The 14,847-nt window shown below is 37.2% G+C and carries 14 protein-coding genes, 1 pseudogene and 1 riboswitch; of the genes and pseudogenes, 12 read left to right on the plus strand and 3 right to left on the minus strand.

Going from position 1 to position 14,847, the window contains the following annotated elements:
- The first annotated feature begins 2 nt into the window (after positions 1-2).
- The 5 genes and pseudogenes from NST91_RS11060 to NST91_RS11080 all read left to right on the plus strand — a co-directional run bounded on the left by NST91_RS11060 (position 3) and on the right by NST91_RS11080 (position 5,973).
- A complete protein-coding gene (locus NST91_RS11060) occupies positions 3-2,399 on the plus strand; it encodes a heavy metal translocating P-type ATPase (protein ID WP_341331163.1) in 2,397 nt (798 codons plus the stop codon).
- A 95-nt stretch (positions 2,400-2,494) separates the two neighbouring features.
- On the plus strand, positions 2,495-2,704 hold the full coding sequence (gene copZ / locus NST91_RS11065) for a copper chaperone CopZ (RefSeq protein ID WP_341331164.1): 210 nt from the start codon (positions 2,495-2,497) through the stop codon (positions 2,702-2,704).
- Positions 2,705-2,797: 93 nt separating this feature from the next.
- On the plus strand, positions 2,798-4,285 hold the full coding sequence (locus NST91_RS11070; RefSeq protein WP_341331165.1) for a YcdB/YcdC domain-containing protein: 1,488 nt from the start codon (positions 2,798-2,800) through the stop codon (positions 4,283-4,285).
- A gap of 160 nt (positions 4,286-4,445) precedes the next feature.
- Positions 4,446-5,063, plus strand: a complete 618-nt coding sequence (locus tag NST91_RS11075; protein WP_341331166.1) for a nitrite reductase — start codon at positions 4,446-4,448, stop codon at positions 5,061-5,063.
- Positions 5,064-5,161: 98 nt separating this feature from the next.
- A pseudogene (locus NST91_RS11080) lies at positions 5,162-5,973 on the plus strand (pentapeptide repeat-containing protein).
- Positions 5,974-6,002: 29 nt separating this feature from the next.
- On the opposite strand, the gene NST91_RS11085 reads toward NST91_RS11080, so the two are convergent.
- Entirely contained in the window at positions 6,003-6,608 is a 606-nt protein-coding gene (locus NST91_RS11085) for a TetR/AcrR family transcriptional regulator (protein WP_341331167.1), read from the minus strand.
- Between the two features lie 188 nt (positions 6,609-6,796).
- On the opposite strand from NST91_RS11085, the gene NST91_RS11090 reads away from it, so the two are divergent.
- On the plus strand, positions 6,797-7,555 hold the full coding sequence (locus tag NST91_RS11090; RefSeq protein WP_341331168.1) for an SDR family oxidoreductase: 759 nt from the start codon (positions 6,797-6,799) through the stop codon (positions 7,553-7,555).
- Positions 7,556-7,650: 95 nt separating this feature from the next.
- On the opposite strand, the gene NST91_RS11095 is transcribed toward NST91_RS11090, so the two are convergent.
- Positions 7,651-7,848, minus strand: coding sequence for a Fur-regulated basic protein FbpA (locus NST91_RS11095; protein WP_341331169.1), 198 nt, complete (start codon positions 7,846-7,848; stop codon positions 7,651-7,653).
- 83 nt (positions 7,849-7,931) lie between these two features.
- Positions 7,932-8,035, minus strand: a riboswitch (SAM riboswitch).
- Between the two features lie 411 nt (positions 8,036-8,446).
- A complete protein-coding gene (locus tag NST91_RS11100) occupies positions 8,447-9,082 on the minus strand; it encodes an NAD(P)-dependent oxidoreductase (protein WP_341331170.1) in 636 nt (211 codons plus the stop codon).
- A gap of 141 nt (positions 9,083-9,223) precedes the next feature.
- On the opposite strand from NST91_RS11100, the gene NST91_RS11105 reads away from it, so the two are divergent.
- The 6 genes from NST91_RS11105 to NST91_RS11130 all read left to right on the plus strand — a co-directional run bounded on the left by NST91_RS11105 (position 9,224) and on the right by NST91_RS11130 (position 14,831).
- On the plus strand, positions 9,224-9,676 hold the full coding sequence (locus NST91_RS11105; protein WP_341331171.1) for an Rrf2 family transcriptional regulator: 453 nt from the start codon (positions 9,224-9,226) through the stop codon (positions 9,674-9,676).
- A 603-nt stretch (positions 9,677-10,279) separates the two neighbouring features.
- The gene (locus tag NST91_RS11110; RefSeq protein ID WP_341331172.1) at positions 10,280-11,197 is read left to right on the plus strand and encodes an ABC transporter ATP-binding protein; all 918 of its coding nucleotides are present in this window, start codon (positions 10,280-10,282) and stop codon (positions 11,195-11,197) included.
- Positions 11,190-11,969 carry a DUF2705 family protein gene (locus tag NST91_RS11115; protein ID WP_341331173.1) on the plus strand — a complete coding sequence of 260 codons (780 nt, stop codon included), beginning with the start codon at positions 11,190-11,192 and terminating at the stop codon, positions 11,967-11,969. The genes NST91_RS11110 and NST91_RS11115 overlap by 8 nt, the downstream gene beginning before the upstream one ends.
- A 10-nt stretch (positions 11,970-11,979) precedes the next feature.
- Positions 11,980-12,651 carry a response regulator transcription factor gene (locus NST91_RS11120; protein WP_341331174.1) on the plus strand — a complete coding sequence of 224 codons (672 nt, stop codon included), beginning with the start codon at positions 11,980-11,982 and terminating at the stop codon, positions 12,649-12,651.
- 146 nt (positions 12,652-12,797) lie between these two features.
- Complete coding sequence (locus tag NST91_RS11125) at positions 12,798-13,727, plus strand: sensor histidine kinase (RefSeq protein WP_341331175.1); 930 nt, start codon at positions 12,798-12,800, stop codon at positions 13,725-13,727.
- Between the two features lie 195 nt (positions 13,728-13,922).
- A complete protein-coding gene (locus tag NST91_RS11130; protein WP_341331176.1) occupies positions 13,923-14,831 on the plus strand; it encodes an AEC family transporter in 909 nt (302 codons plus the stop codon).
- The last annotated feature ends 16 nt before the right edge of the window (positions 14,832-14,847 follow it).

Below are 14,847 nucleotides of genomic sequence, written 5' to 3' on the forward strand. Positions count from 1 at the left end.
CGATGAGTGAGGCACAGCGTGCAATGCAGCATACAACACTTGGTGTAACGGGAATGACGTGTGCTGCGTGTTCCAACCGTATTGAAAAACAGTTAAATAAAATGGACGGGGTGGAAGCGCAGGTTAATTTAACAACGGAAAAAGCAACCGTTAATTATGACCCGGAAAAGATATCGATTGAGGAAATTACAAAGAAAATTGAAAATATCGGATATGGCGTAATAATGGAAAAAACAGAACTCGATGTTTTTGGGATGACATGTGCGGCCTGTTCAAATCGGATTGAAAAGGTATTGAATAAACAAAAGGGTGTTAAGGTGGCAACGGTCAACTTAACGACTGAAAGTGCCGCCATTGAATATAACCCAGGAATGGTCGATGTCAAAGACTTGATTGAGAGGATACAGAAGCTAGGGTATGACGCGAAACTAAAGGTGGAAGCTGAGGAAAAGCAAACCTACAAAGAAAGAGAGCTTCAATCCAAAAAAATAAAATTAATTATTTCGGCACTGCTGTCAGCACCGTTGTTAATTACGATGCTTGTTCATTTATTTGGAATGACCATACCGGCTATTTTTATGAATCCATGGTTTCAATTTGCATTAGCAACGCCAGTTCAATTTATTATCGGCTGGCAATTTTATGAAGGTGCCTATAAGAACCTTCGAAATGGTGGGGCTAATATGGATGTGCTAGTCGCCTTAGGTACAAGTGCCGCGTATTTTTACAGTTTATATGAAGCACTGAAAACCATCGGGAACGCACATTATATGCCACATTTATATTTTGAAACAAGTGCCGTTTTAATCACATTGATTTTATTCGGTAAGTTTTTAGAAGCAAGAGCAAAGAGTCATACAACAAATGCGATTTCCGAATTGTTGAATCTGCAAGCGAAAGAAGCACGAGTGATTCGTGATGGAAAAGAAATCATGATACCTGTTGAAGACGTTCTTGTTGGAGATCGTGTTCTTGTAAAACCTGGTGAAAAAATACCTGTAGATGGTATCATTGTGAAAGGAAGAACGTCTGTTGATGAATCAATGCTTACTGGTGAATCGATACCGATTGAAAAAGATCCAGGTTCAAAATTAATTGGATCCACGATTAATAAAAACGGCGCTATAGAAATGGAAGCAACAAAAGTTGGGAAAGATACAGCCCTTGCATCCATTATTAAAGTAGTAGAAGAAGCGCAAGGCTCAAAGGCGCCAATTCAACGTCTAGCTGATGTGATCTCAGGTTATTTCGTTCCAATTGTAATTGGCATTGCAATCTTAACCTTTGTTATTTGGATTGCTTTTGTGGAGCCAGGTCAGTTTGAACCTGCATTAGTCGCATCAATCGCTGTACTCGTGATTGCATGTCCGTGTGCTTTAGGTCTTGCCACTCCGACATCCATTATGGTTGGAACAGGTAGAGCAGCTGAGAGCGGAATCTTATTCAAAGGTGGAGAACACTTAGAACGTACACATCAAATTGAAGCGATTGTTTTAGACAAAACCGGAACTATCACAAAAGGTAAACCAGAAGTTACTGACTTTACGGGTGACGATGAAGCGTTGCAGCTATTAGCTAGTGCGGAAAAAGGTTCAGAACATCCACTTGCAGAGGCAATTGTTGCCCATGCAACAGAAAATGATATCGAATTTTTAGAGGTCGAAGATTTTAGAGCTATACCCGGCCATGGTATCGAAGCAAGAATTTCTGGCAAACACGTTCTTGTGGGAAATCGAAAACTGATGATGGATCATCTTATTATTACAACCGGTTCTGAAAAGCAATTAGTCGAATATGAAACACAAGGAAAAACAGCGATGTTGATTGCAATTGATGGAGAATATCGCGGTATGATTGCCGTGGCTGACACAATTAAGGAAACTGCGCCAGAAGCGATTAAGCAATTAAAAGAGATGGGTATTGAAGTCATCATGTTAACAGGTGATAACGAAAGAACTGCGCAAGCGATTGCGAAACAAGTTGGAATCGACCAGGTAATTGCACAAGTGTTACCTGAAGAAAAAGCAGACAAAGTGAAAGAGTTACAAGATAAAGGTAAAAAGGTTGCCATGGTTGGAGATGGCGTAAATGACGCACCTGCTCTTGTCACAGCAGATATCGGGATTGCTATTGGCACAGGAACAGAAGTTGCAATCGAAGCCGCTGACTTAACCATTCTTGGTGGGGAGTTATTGCTAATTCCAAAAGCCATTAAAATCAGTCATCAAACGATTAAAAATATTCGTCAAAATCTATTCTGGGCTTTCGGATACAATGTAGCAGGTATTCCGGTTGCAGCGATTGGATTACTTGCACCATGGATCGCCGGGGCTGCAATGGCATTAAGCTCAGTAAGTGTAGTTTCGAACTCACTTCGTTTAAAACGAGTGAAATTATAAACTAAGTGCTTGGGGCTCACATTATGGTTAATGATTATTGAGCTGAATGCGCAAAGTGCTAGATATTCTTGCACGTTAAAGGAGGTGAAAACATCATGGAAAAGAAAACATTAGACGTACAAGGTATGTCATGCGGTCACTGTAAAGCAGCAGTCGAGGGCGCATTGAAAAACTTAAATGGCGTATCAGCTGCTGAAGTTCACTTGGAAACAGGTAAAGTAGATGTTACTTATGATGAAACTAAAGTAGATGTCAATGCTATGAAAGAAGCAATTGAAGAAGAAGGCTATGATGTTGTAGCATAAAATTACATTACACAGTAAGGGAGTTCGTGGTTGAGACATGAACTCCCTTTTTTGGGACAATGGACCGTCCATCTATACGAGAGGAGGAATATGATGAACAAAATAATAGAGAAGTTGCAGGCTTTTTTGCCTGTAGGAGTGTATGTTCAAGTATCGGAGGATGAAGACGGAATTTTTGATATCCTAGAATCAGCTACAGATGAAATAATCGGGAGCTATTCTTTGAATGAAAAGGGAGAGTTAATAAGCTATTCGTTAGTGGATGATGCCCCAGAGGGAGAACTTAGAAAGGAAGAATTAACAGCGATTGCGAAAAAATTTGTTGACAACTTTTTTCCAGGACAGCAAGAATACGAGTTTTCGGGAATCCTAGATTTAGATAATCCGTACATGGTGACGTATGAAAAGAGAGATGAGAAATATGGTTTGTTTATACATAGCACCGGTTTCACGATAACTATTTCAACATCAGGTCAAATCATGAGTTTTTACAGTACAGATGAAGAATATGAGATTCGTTATTCTGATTTCGTTGTATCTGAAGAGGAAGCTTTGGAAAAATACATTGAAGGACTAGACTTCGAGTTGAATATACAAAAATTTGATCATGAAGTTTATAAGAATGGAGATAACAATTACCACCTTTCGTATAGTGTAATTGAACAGATCATGGAAATCCCTGTTGACGGGTCAGAGTTTCCAAGTATAAAAGAAGAATATCCAACGGATTTGACTATAGAAAAACGAGAGTGCTCAGTTAAGGATGTATACGAATTAGTCGGTCTAACAACTGACTATACACTTTTGCATAAGCAAGTATTGGATGGGAAACGGGTTGAAGTTTGGTCCAAGCAAGTATCTCTAGATTCGTATTCTTTTGATATGGAAGAAGAGTCCAATCATGTGATAAAGCTATGTTTTGGTGAGAAGGATGGGTTCCTTTTACAAGTTAAAAATGGGGAAGAACATGATAATAGTGGGGAAGATATTGGCTTAGAGAATGCCCAAGAGCGTGCAATGGGTCTGTTGTTTAAACTGTATCCTGATGCACATGAACGATTTAGACTTGAGATCTTTGAAACGGAAAATGATGAGTTCGATGATGTATTTGCGGATGAGGAAGAAGCAATCGAGCTTGAAGAAGATTTAAATGAAGCTGAAATGTTTGAAGAGGAGTTTGATGATTGGGATGAGGAATACATTGAAGTTGAGGAAACTTACACCTTCTATGTTCATTTATTCCATCAAGGGCTGCGAGTTGTTAATCATGTGACAGTAATCGAGGTTGGGAGATATACAGGTAAGATAACTCATTTCAACTTGGACGTACCATCCCTTGAATTATATAGTAATCTACCGACCAAGCCTATCATTTCAGTTGATGATGCTAAAGAAATATATAAAAGGCATTTGAAAATGGAACGAATGTTTATCCGTGAGTATGATGAAGACGGGATGTCTGTTTATAGTCTAGCTTATGTAGCAGACTTTCCAAATACAGTTGGTCACGTCCGTGCGATTGACGCAACCAGTGGGGAAGCGATGTATGTGGATGTTGGTGACGCTACTTTTATAAAGTGATTTTAGTAAAGCAGTCTATAGGGCTGCTTTTTTGGTTTGTTCAGGTGTCAAAATTAGTTTACATACATTAGGGGGGTATAGTAAACTATTGATACAAATAGTCTATTAATATTACGTGATATATACCTACCGGGTGTATTAATATAGGGGTGTGTTTAGGATGGATGAAGATGTGAAAAAAATAAAGATTGCCATTAATGGTGGCATTGGATTTGGTGCAAAGTTGAATGCAAAGCAACTTGTAGCAATTTCTAAATATATGAATGAAGATGAAGAGCTTGAACTGACGACATTCCAGCAGCTATACATTGAAATTCCTGAATTTCAAAAGGATGAAATCATTGAAGAATTCGAGCGGGTAGGATTAACTTGTTATCCAGTTGGAAACTTCGTTAAGAGTTTAAGAACGTGCAATTTTTGCAAAGGGGAAGAGGAAGAAGGCATGCCAGTTGCAAAGGAAGTTAATCGCCGTATTGCTGGGAAGCCTGTACCATTTACACTTAGGGTGGCATATACGGGTTGTCCGGTAGGCTGCGGTGAGCCGCTTGTTAATGACATCGGGATCATGAAAATCAGAGATCACTATCATTTATATGTTGGTGGGAAAGCAAAAGGAAAGGATGCTGAGGTTGGTACTTTATTGAAAGAGAACCTAACACCAGAAGAACTCTATGGTACTATCGAAAATATCATTTCTACATATGCAGAGCAGGGTAAAAAGCGGGAGCAATTTTATAAATTCGTTAAGCGAATAGGGATAGACCAACTCACCAGCTAACAACGGGACAGTAGAGGTTGTTGTCCCAAATAATTGTATAAATTGATTATATCTTCATTTATACTTGGGATATATCAAGGTAATATGGAAGTGTTAGTATGAATGATTATTTTAAATCTGATTGTACTCATTGTTTTGGATTATGTTGTGTAGCCTTACCTTATGGGAAATCATCAGATTTTCCCTTTAATAAAGATGGTGGAGAGCCATGTCGCAATTTATGTTCAGATAGCCGTTGTAAAATTCATGAGGGATTAAGGGAAAAAGGGTTTCGTGGATGTGTTTCTTATGAGTGCTTTGGAGCCGGTCAACATGTCTCACAAACAATCTATAAAGGTAATGATTGGAGAGACAATTCAGAGCGAGCCAGTGAAATGTTCGAGGTATTTCCACTTGTACAACAACTACATGAAATGCTTTGGTATCTCAATCAAGCATTAAACTTGAGGGAAACTCAGTCATTTCATCTTAGTATGCAAAGTCTATACAACGAAACGTTACAATTAACGAAGAAAGCCCCTAAAGAAATTATACGGCTAGACATCGTCTCCCATAGAAGAGGGTTAATGAATACTTACAAGAAACTAGTGAAGTATACCGAAAAGATTTAACCGGAAAAAGGAAAGAGAAACAGAAACTGAAGGGTCTTGATTTCGTAGGTGCCAATCTAAAAGGGGCTGATTTGCAGGGTGCTAACTTCCGAGGAACTCTACTAATAGCAGCTAATCTGAGCCATGCTGATTTAAGAAAAGCTGACTTTATTGGTGCTGATCTTCGTGATGCAGACTTAAGTCATGCAAACCTAGATGATGCTCTTTTTCTAACACAGTCTCAAATCAATTCAGCTAGAGGAAATGTACATACAAAAATACCGAATTTTTTAGTTAGACCAGATCATTGGATAAAATAAAAATGCTAGGGACAGTTAACTGTCCCATATTATTTTTTCACTGGTTTCACAACAGAATCAGCCCGATTGTATTTGACTATTTCGAGGAGTTGTTCTGCCATGAATTGTGGACTGTATTTAAACCCGCCATTAATCCATTCTACGACCATCCCTAATATTGCATATGCTTGGTAATTGGCGTGAATCTCCCTATCAATTTTTTGATTGGTGAGTACGTCATGCAAGTCAGTTAAGACGAGATCCTTTAAGACGGTACAAAACTTATTTTGAAAGCCTGTTAAAGTGTGTGTTCTGACGATATGTGTATAAAAATTTGCGTATTTAAAGACATGGTCAAATATTTTTACCGCGGACGTAGATAGTTTTTTAATTTCCAATACTTCAACACCTTTATAGGGTTCCCGATAAGATTCAATCAAGTCAGTGATGACTTCATCCATAATCTCATGTAGAATATCTTCTTTATATTGAAAATGCTTATAAAATGTACCACGATTTAGGTCCGCAACCCGTACAATATCTGATATCGAAATCTTCTTTAAGTCTTTTTCATTCATTAAGGATAGTAATGCATCTTTCATTGCTCGCTTTGACTTTACAATTCGGCGGTCAAGATAGTCATTATTACTAGACATAAACATCCTCCCATGTTTGATAAAACAAAAATACTAGACAAATTCATATATATTTGTTTATTAGTAAACACTTAATCATGGTTTTGCTGATTGTAAGCGTATTATTCTTCTTATTATACTATAGATAGTTGTTGATTAACGTACAACTGTTTATTAAAATGCATTCTATCATAATTGGAGGAATGAACATGAGGCTAGAGAAAAAAGTAGCAGTTGTTACAGGTGCCGCTTCTGGTATGGGAAAATCAATTGCAATTCTGTACGCAAATGAAGGTGCAAAAGTAGTCGTTTCAGATATTAATATTGAAGCTGCTAATGCAACTGTTGATGAAATCAAGATAAATGGCGGAGAAGCTATCGCTGTTATGACCAATGTTGCAAAAGAAGAAGATATTCAACACTTAATTAATTCTGCTGTAACGAAGTATGGAACAGTAGATATTTTAGTAAATAATGCAGGAATTATGGACAACTTTGAACCAGCTGGAGAAATTGAAGACGAGAAATGGGAAAGAATTTTTGCGGTAAATACAACGAGTGTAATGCGCGCAACCCGTAAAGTACTGCCAATCTTTTTAGAGAAAAAGGCTGGGGTTATTATCAACGTAGCATCTGCAGGCGGACTTCAAGGGGCAAGAGCTGGTGCTGCTTATACCGCCTCTAAACATGCGGTAGTTGGATTCACGAAAAACACCGGTTTCATGTATGCTCAAAGTGGGATTCGTTGTAACGCGATTGCACCAGGCGGTGTTGAAACTAATATCAGTGCTTCGATGACTGGCAGAAGTGATTTTGGAATGGGCCGTATTATGCCAGGATTGGCTATCAATCCACGTACAGGTAAACCGGAAGAAATCGCAAGTATTGCACTATTCCTTGCATCAGATGACGCAAGTTTTGTCAACGGAACAGTCATCACCGGGGATGCGGGTTGGACAGCATATTAGGAAATGAAAAAGCTTGGGTCACATATGGTGATCCAAGCTTTTTGGCATATTTTATTCTAATTTGAAACAAGTTTTGTTCCTTCAAGGAAAGACTTTTAAAAGTTTTTCCAACGTATTGATCCGTAACCAGTATGTGGATGTCCTTTAGATTGAATTTTAAAGTACTCATGTTCTAATTCGGGCAGGGATAATTCAAATAGATGTTTTCCATCTTTTTTATACATGTTACACGCAATTAGTTTCCGAATGATCTCATTTTTACGTTTCTCAACAGTTTCTTTTAATATAGCCATAATCATCTCTCTCCTTTCGTAATTGGCTTTCAAAAGACCCAATAACAAGATAAGAAGAGGCTTTTTTATGATTAGGGTAACCTCACTTATCTTTCAAGCTTGTTAGCTTGCAGGATTTAGCACAGTATTCAACGAATCTGTTGCTGAGGTTTCACAGGGCCAGCCCCTCCACCTCTCTTGATAAGTTTTTATAAGTTTGTACAAATGAAACACCCTAGACGTAATGGATGTTATTTATAGTTTAACCATATTATTCCGATGTGTCTACTTGTATTTATGAAATTTTGCAAAATGTAATGATTTCGTAAAAAATAAGGACGCGAAAAGGGGGCATAAAAAAGAGACAAGATTCATAACCCAAGGGGTTAATCAACCTGTCTCTCAATTCCAAATTTGATTTTAAGATGAAACCAAAAGGGTCCTCTGTAGAAATGACTTCGATTTCTGCAGGAAATACTTTGTTTTTCATATGTTTGCCTCTTAAAATAATAGAATAAAAGGCATAGGATGAAATAGACTTCCGTATGACTGTGGGGATAATTAACAGGAGGTACCGCATTGTCCTGTTCTGGGACAAGGAACCTGTCCCTGTGTCCCATTAAGCTTCGCCGACGACTGTAAATCTTTGGTTAAGGTGTTTGGGGTTTTCGATTTCGTCAATTACTGCGATGGCAAAGTCAGCGTAGCTAATGTAGCTTTCGCCTTTTGAGTTAACGAGTAAATTGTCTTTACCAGTTTGATAAGTACCAGTTCTTTTTCCCTCTGAATCAAATACTGCAGATGGACTGATAAATGTCCAAGTGATATCTGCTGTTTCTTTAAGTTCTTGAAGATTTCGTGCTTGACCATTGGCTGTTGGTTTTACAAAGTCTGGAAACTCTGGTGTGTCGATGAGTTGAAGGGTTTTTGCCTCATCAACATAAAGACTTCCTGCACCACCAACAACTATGATTCTTGTATCTGTTCCTTTAACAGCCTCAATTAATGCATGGCCGGCATCTACGTGGGCTTGTTCTTCTCCAAGTGGCGCACCAAAAGCATTAACTACTACATCGAGATCCTCAACATCAGCTTTTATTAATTCAAAAATATTTTTTTCTAAAACAGATACTTGATTGTTCTGTATTTTAGATGCATCCCTAACGATTGCTTTAACTTCATGTCCTCTTTTAACTGCTTCTTTTAAAATTAGGCTTCCTGCTTTACCATTTGCACCAATAATTCCAATTTTCATTATAGTTACCTCCTATGTGGTTTAGCTTGTAATTATATTGATTACATGTAATGATTATAGTTACATGTATAGTTAATGTCAATACATTCAACTTTTAGGTATAATAAACGTACGATTAGGAATGAAAGAAAGGTGACAGCGATGTCCATCAGTAGTAGATTTTCTGTTGGAATTCATATACTTTCCCTCATAAAGTTATCGAAAGAGGGGGAATGTTCATCAGGATTTTTAGCATCAAGTGTAAATACAAATCCAGTAGTTATTAGAAAAATTATGGGAATGCTTAAAAAAGCAAACTTAATTGAAGTACACCCGGGAGTTGCAGGTGCAAAACTCGCAAGAAAATCAACAGAGATTACAATGCTAGATGTCTATAAGGCAGTTGATGTAGTAAGAGAAGGAGAGCTGTTTAGCGTCCATGACAATCCTAATCCGGAATGCCCCGTCGGCAGAAATATTCAAAATGCCATTGAACCCTTATTTGTACAAGCTCAATTCGCTATGGAGAAAATCTTAGCAAACGTAACCCTAGAAGACATTATAAACGGCATCAACGAAGTTGGGACAGAGGGACAGGTACAGCGACCCAAATGAGATATGAATATTTTAGGTTCATAAAGAGGGTGTCAATCCATGTTGGATTGACACCCTCTTTTATTTTTTAGGATAAGCAATATTTCATAACACACTGGGTGTTAATTGAAATGATTGGAGCGGATGGCACAAGACTCCTGCCGGAATAGTGATCCTTGCGAGAACCCGCAGCGAGGTATGAGCGAGGAGGCTTGCGGATCGCCAGCGGAAAGCGAGTGCCAGAAGCGGAAATCACACCTTTTTCCACTGATAAACATTATTAAGTTAATAGCAACAATCTTTTAGAAAAGAGCATTTAATAAAATAAAACACTAAATATGACTGGAGTTTTGTTTAAAAGTGGAAAAAGCTACAACAATAACAGCATATATGCTAGCGATTTTGGTTATTAGTGGAAAAAGCCATTACTTCAAATCCATATATCCTAAGGCTTTTGGACATATATGGAAAATGTTATAACAAAAACACCAAATATGACAAATTCCTCTAATGAAAATAGATATAAAACCATTCTTTACACTTTCTTTATACTTTTCTGGTCTATTAATTTATACCTACAATTTATTCTAAGCTTAACAACACAACATCGAAAGGATGATAGCTATGTCAGAAACGATTCTTAAAGCAACCAATGTTTCAAAAATATATGGTCAACACAAAGCGCTGGATAAAGTGTCGATTGAAATCAAACGAGGTATGATTTACGGCTTAATCGGGGAGAACGGTGCTGGAAAGTCAACCTTCATGCGCATGGTTATGGGATTAATCAAAATCGATGAAGGAAACATCGAGCTGTTTGGGGAAACAGGTTCGAGGGGATTGCAACAAGCGCGTCGAAAAATGGGTCAATCGATTGAAACACCAGCCCTTTATCCGGAATTAACAGCTAGGGAGAATTTACAAGTGCAAGCTGCAAATGGTGGTGTGAGCAACCGAGAGATTGATGATTTATTACGCTTAATGAACCTTAGTCATACAGGAAAGAAAAAAACGAAAAACTTCTCGTTAGGGATGCGCCAACGCTTAGCCATTGCCTCCACACTGATTACAAACCCTGAGTTATTAATTTTAGATGAGCCGATAAATGGCTTAGACCCATCGGGAATAGTGGAAATGCGTGAAATTATCCAACGATTAGTTACAGAACGGGGGATCACCGTTTTACTTTCAAGTCACATACTTGATGAGCTTTCGCAGATCGCTACACATTACGGTATTCTTCATAACGGAAAAATCATTAATGAACTTTCCAAGGAAGAATTAGCACGTGAAACTCGTCAATACATTGAATTAGAAACAACAGAGGTTCAAAAAACAGTTGTCGTACTAGATGAATTAGGAATAAAGGATTACGTGGTTGTAAATAGTTCTGAAATTAACATCTTCGAAAAATTGGATGATGTCGCTGCAATCAATCGTACATTAGTGTTAGCTGGTGTGAATATTTCAAGGATTGGAACAACTAGACAAAAGCTAGAAGATTATTTCTTACAATTAACAGGGGGAAACACTCATGCTTAATCTATTAACAGCAGAAAGAATTAAATTATTACGAAGTAAAAAACTATGGATCGTTATTAGTATTTTAATTTTGCTTCCAATCTACCAGGTCGTGAATAGTAAAATATCTGTGAATTACGGATCAGATTTAGTCCAAGCTAAAGATACAGTGATTAACGGAGCAACAGGTATTTTGATGATGGAGAAAAATGGATTTACCATATTATTTGTGATATGTGCTTTTATAAGTTTCTTTATTGGAGAAGAATTTCAAAATGGAACGATTCGAAATGCATTATCCCTAGGACGCAGCCGCACGCATTATTATTTGTCTAAACTTGTAACGGCTTCCCTACTTTCACTTGTTGGTGTAATTATCATGACAATACTTGGAGTGATAGGTTTTTCGGTTGTGTTCGGGTTTGGTGAAGTTGCGGGTATTACCAATTATTTAAGCTATGCGACAAAAACGTTCGGTACGCTTTATTTATTAATTTTAGCAAACGTGTCAATTTATGTGATGATTGGCTTCCTAACGAAAAACATCGGTATCTCACTCGTGTGGAGTTTTCTTTATACAATCATGACTGCTTTTGTTCCTCCAGTTTTCCTGCAAACTGAACACTTCAAGCATGTCACATTCTGGTTTACAGAAACCTTCTTAAATTATTCAGACTTCGCTAGTCCAGTAGATATTGCGAGATTTCCTGAGATGGTATTGGTAAGTATTATTACAATAATGTTATCATTAGGGTTAGGAATTCTATTTTTTAACAGAACTGATATTAAGTAGGTCGATTTATATGGCAGCCATTTTAATTATTGAAGACGATATGGCAATTCATTCGCTTATTAAGGAAGCATTGGAATTACAAGATTTTCGAACACTCAGTGCATTCTCAGGAACTGAAGGAAAGTTGTTATTTGAACAAAATCAGGTCGATTTAGTTCTTTTAGATTTGATGCTTCCGGGGATGAATGGAGAAGATTTTCTTCAGCAGCTCCGGCAAAACTCTACAGTTCCTGTAATAGTGATTTCAGCAAAAAATGATCAGGATTCGAAATTGCATCTGTTAACATCAGGAGCAGATGATTATATCATAAAACCTTTTGATCTGAAGGAACTTCTTGCACGGATTTACATTCAATTACGTCATGCAGCCAGTACGTCAGTAAGTCAAATGAAAGAAATTCATTATAAAAACATCAGTGTGAATTTAGACACGCGTGAAGTGGAAACCGATGGAGAACAAGTTCATTTGACTGGACGTGAATACGCGATTTTACTCCTGTTTTTAGAGAATCCTCAAAAGGTGTTTAGTCGCGCCAATATTTATGAAAGTATTTGGAATGAACCATTTTTTGATAGTGAAAAAACGATAAACATGCATATTAGTAATTTACGAAATAAACTCAACCATGGGGGAACGAATTACATTAAAACAGTATGGGGAATTGGTTTTAAATTCGATTAACATTATTTGGCAGGTCCCACTTCTGCTGATTAAAGTTAATGCCACCGACAATGCCACGATTTTTCCAAGGGAAAATTTCTTGCAAACTCGAAAAGTTGTGTGGCAAATACTTTTATGCGTATTTGATTGAAAGGAGCGTGGATGGAATGTGGGGATGGATATTTGTCACACTTGCATTGGCGCTTCTTCTTTATCTTTATTTCTTAAAACGAGAACTACGTAAATTAAAACAAGAGATTAAGGACCTTCCAAACCGTTCTGGATTTGGAGGTAGGCTTTCACTTGATTTTCGTGAGAAGGCATTGATGGATGTAGTTGATGAGTTGAACCAAATGATTGATACGTTTGAAGATAAAAATCGTCAGGCAAAGCAGATGGAAGAAAATGTTAAGTTATCTATTGCTGGGTTATCTCATGATATACGAACACCACTTACGTCAATCAAGGGTTATGTTGAACTCTTACATACAACCACGGATGAAACAAAAAGGGCGCAGTATTTAAAAATTATCGATCAATCTGTTAAACGTCTGATAGATATGACCGATCAATTTTATAATCTGGCTCGAATTGAAACAAACCAACGAGAAATAGAGTTATCATCGATTATTCTTTCTAACCTGGTTGAAGAAATCTTTTTGTCCTTCTATGAACAACTTGAGGAAAAGAATATCGAGCTCCAATTTCCAGAACAGATAAATGATAGGCAAATTATTGCTGACAAATTAATGCTCGTTCGTGTTATCCAAAATATTGTTCAAAATATCCTTCGTTATGCCAAAAGTAAAGCGATGATCAGCTATCAGATCGAGAGAAACTTTCTTATTTTTAGTGTGAAAAATGATATCAAATCAGATAGTAAAGTCGCTATAGAAAAAGTATTTACCCGATTCTATACAGAGGTTACGAGTCGCACAAATACCGAGGCAAGCGGATTGGGGCTTTATCTATCTAAGAAGCTAGTTGAAAGGATGAATGGGAAAATGGAAGCAGAACTCAATTCAAATTGGTTTATTCTAACTATTCACCTTCCAATTAATATGGGACAGGTTTCTGCCCTAAATGAATCGAAATAAAAAAGTATCGAGAGTTTTGCAAATAATTTTGCAGACTCTCGATTTTTATTTGTGATTTTTGCATCTATCATTCTGTTGAACTTTTGATTAGAATTGAAAGATAGATTGATATACAGATGGGAAATATTGGTGGGACAAGGGACCTGTCCCTCTGACCCAGGAAGCAACTTTTGTCTGACAGAGGAGTAGTGTTTTATGAATGAGGAGTTTTTGTATATTGTTTTGATTATTGCGCTGGGGTATGTGTTGAAGCGCATTGGTATTTTGCAGGAGAAGGATGGAGAGACGATCTCCAAGCTTATTTTTAAAATCACGCTTCCTGCGTTAGTGCTTGTGACGTTTGATACGGTTGAAATTGAATTGAAGCTTATTTTAATTCCAATTATTGTTCTTGTTTATGGAATTATCATATCTTTACTGGGCATGGTTATTTTTAAAAATGAGAAAAAAGAGCTTAAGGGTTCGTTTTTGATGATGTCGTCCGGATTTAATGTTGGTTTATTTGCGTTTCCACTTGTTTTTGCAATTTGGGGAATCGACGGATTGACGTATTTTAGTATATTTGATGTGGGAACATCCTTAATTGTCTTTGGCATTAGCTATATTTTAGGTAGCTATTTTTCTGAAGAAGGTTTAAGTCTCAAACCGATTTCGATTCTAAAAAAACTTACGAAATCAATCCCATTGATGACGTATTTAATTGCAAGTACTTTAAATTTAAGTCATATTAAATTACCGGAAATCGTCATTAATGTGGCAAGTACCATTTCACAAGCTAATATGCCATTGTGCTTATTACTTTTGGGGCTTTATTTAAATTTTAAATTTGAAAAGCAATTTTTGAAGCCGATGTTGAAATTTTTAACGTTCCGGTATGGAGTGGGCTTGCTGATTGGAGTCACCTTGTTCTTTCTGCTTCCATACGAGGATATGTTTCGATACACCGTATTAATTGGTTTGCTGCTTCCGGTTGCTTCATCAGTCATCCCATTTGCGGTTGAATTCAAGTACAGTAATGAAAGCATTCGGTTAATTGCAACGGTTACTAATATCACAATCTTGGTGAGTATCGTAATTTTATATGTATTTGCCAATCTAATCTAAAAAAGTGGCCCGATTC

Origin of the sequence: Ferdinandcohnia sp. FSL W7-1320 (assembly GCF_038050315.1) — a bacterium.
GTDB classification, from domain to species: domain Bacteria; phylum Bacillota; class Bacilli; order Bacillales; family Bacillaceae_L; genus Ferdinandcohnia; species Ferdinandcohnia aciditolerans.

What these genes read in the sequence shown, in the direction of transcription:
- NST91_RS11060 (WP_341331163.1), top strand. Translation starts at nt 3, where the DNA reads ATGAGTGAGGCACAGCGTGCAATGCAGCATACAACACTTGGTGTAACG.
- copZ (WP_341331164.1), top strand. Translation starts at nt 2,495, where the DNA reads ATGGAAAAGAAAACATTAGACGTACAAGGTATGTCATGCGGTCACTGT.
- NST91_RS11070 (WP_341331165.1), top strand. Translation starts at nt 2,798, where the DNA reads ATGAACAAAATAATAGAGAAGTTGCAGGCTTTTTTGCCTGTAGGAGTG.
- NST91_RS11075 (WP_341331166.1), top strand. Translation starts at nt 4,446, where the DNA reads ATGGATGAAGATGTGAAAAAAATAAAGATTGCCATTAATGGTGGCATT.
- NST91_RS11085 (WP_341331167.1), bottom strand. Translation starts at nt 6,608, where the DNA reads ATGTCTAGTAATAATGACTATCTTGACCGCCGAATTGTAAAGTCAAAG.
- NST91_RS11090 (WP_341331168.1), top strand. Translation starts at nt 6,797, where the DNA reads ATGAGGCTAGAGAAAAAAGTAGCAGTTGTTACAGGTGCCGCTTCTGGT.
- NST91_RS11095 (WP_341331169.1), bottom strand. Translation starts at nt 7,848, where the DNA reads ATGGCTATATTAAAAGAAACTGTTGAGAAACGTAAAAATGAGATCATT.
- NST91_RS11100 (WP_341331170.1), bottom strand. Translation starts at nt 9,082, where the DNA reads ATGAAAATTGGAATTATTGGTGCAAATGGTAAAGCAGGAAGCCTAATT.
- NST91_RS11105 (WP_341331171.1), top strand. Translation starts at nt 9,224, where the DNA reads ATGTCCATCAGTAGTAGATTTTCTGTTGGAATTCATATACTTTCCCTC.
- NST91_RS11110 (WP_341331172.1), top strand. Translation starts at nt 10,280, where the DNA reads ATGTCAGAAACGATTCTTAAAGCAACCAATGTTTCAAAAATATATGGT.
- NST91_RS11115 (WP_341331173.1), top strand. Translation starts at nt 11,190, where the DNA reads ATGCTTAATCTATTAACAGCAGAAAGAATTAAATTATTACGAAGTAAA.
- NST91_RS11120 (WP_341331174.1), top strand. Translation starts at nt 11,980, where the DNA reads ATGGCAGCCATTTTAATTATTGAAGACGATATGGCAATTCATTCGCTT.
- NST91_RS11125 (WP_341331175.1), top strand. Translation starts at nt 12,798, where the DNA reads ATGTGGGGATGGATATTTGTCACACTTGCATTGGCGCTTCTTCTTTAT.
- NST91_RS11130 (WP_341331176.1), top strand. Translation starts at nt 13,923, where the DNA reads ATGAATGAGGAGTTTTTGTATATTGTTTTGATTATTGCGCTGGGGTAT.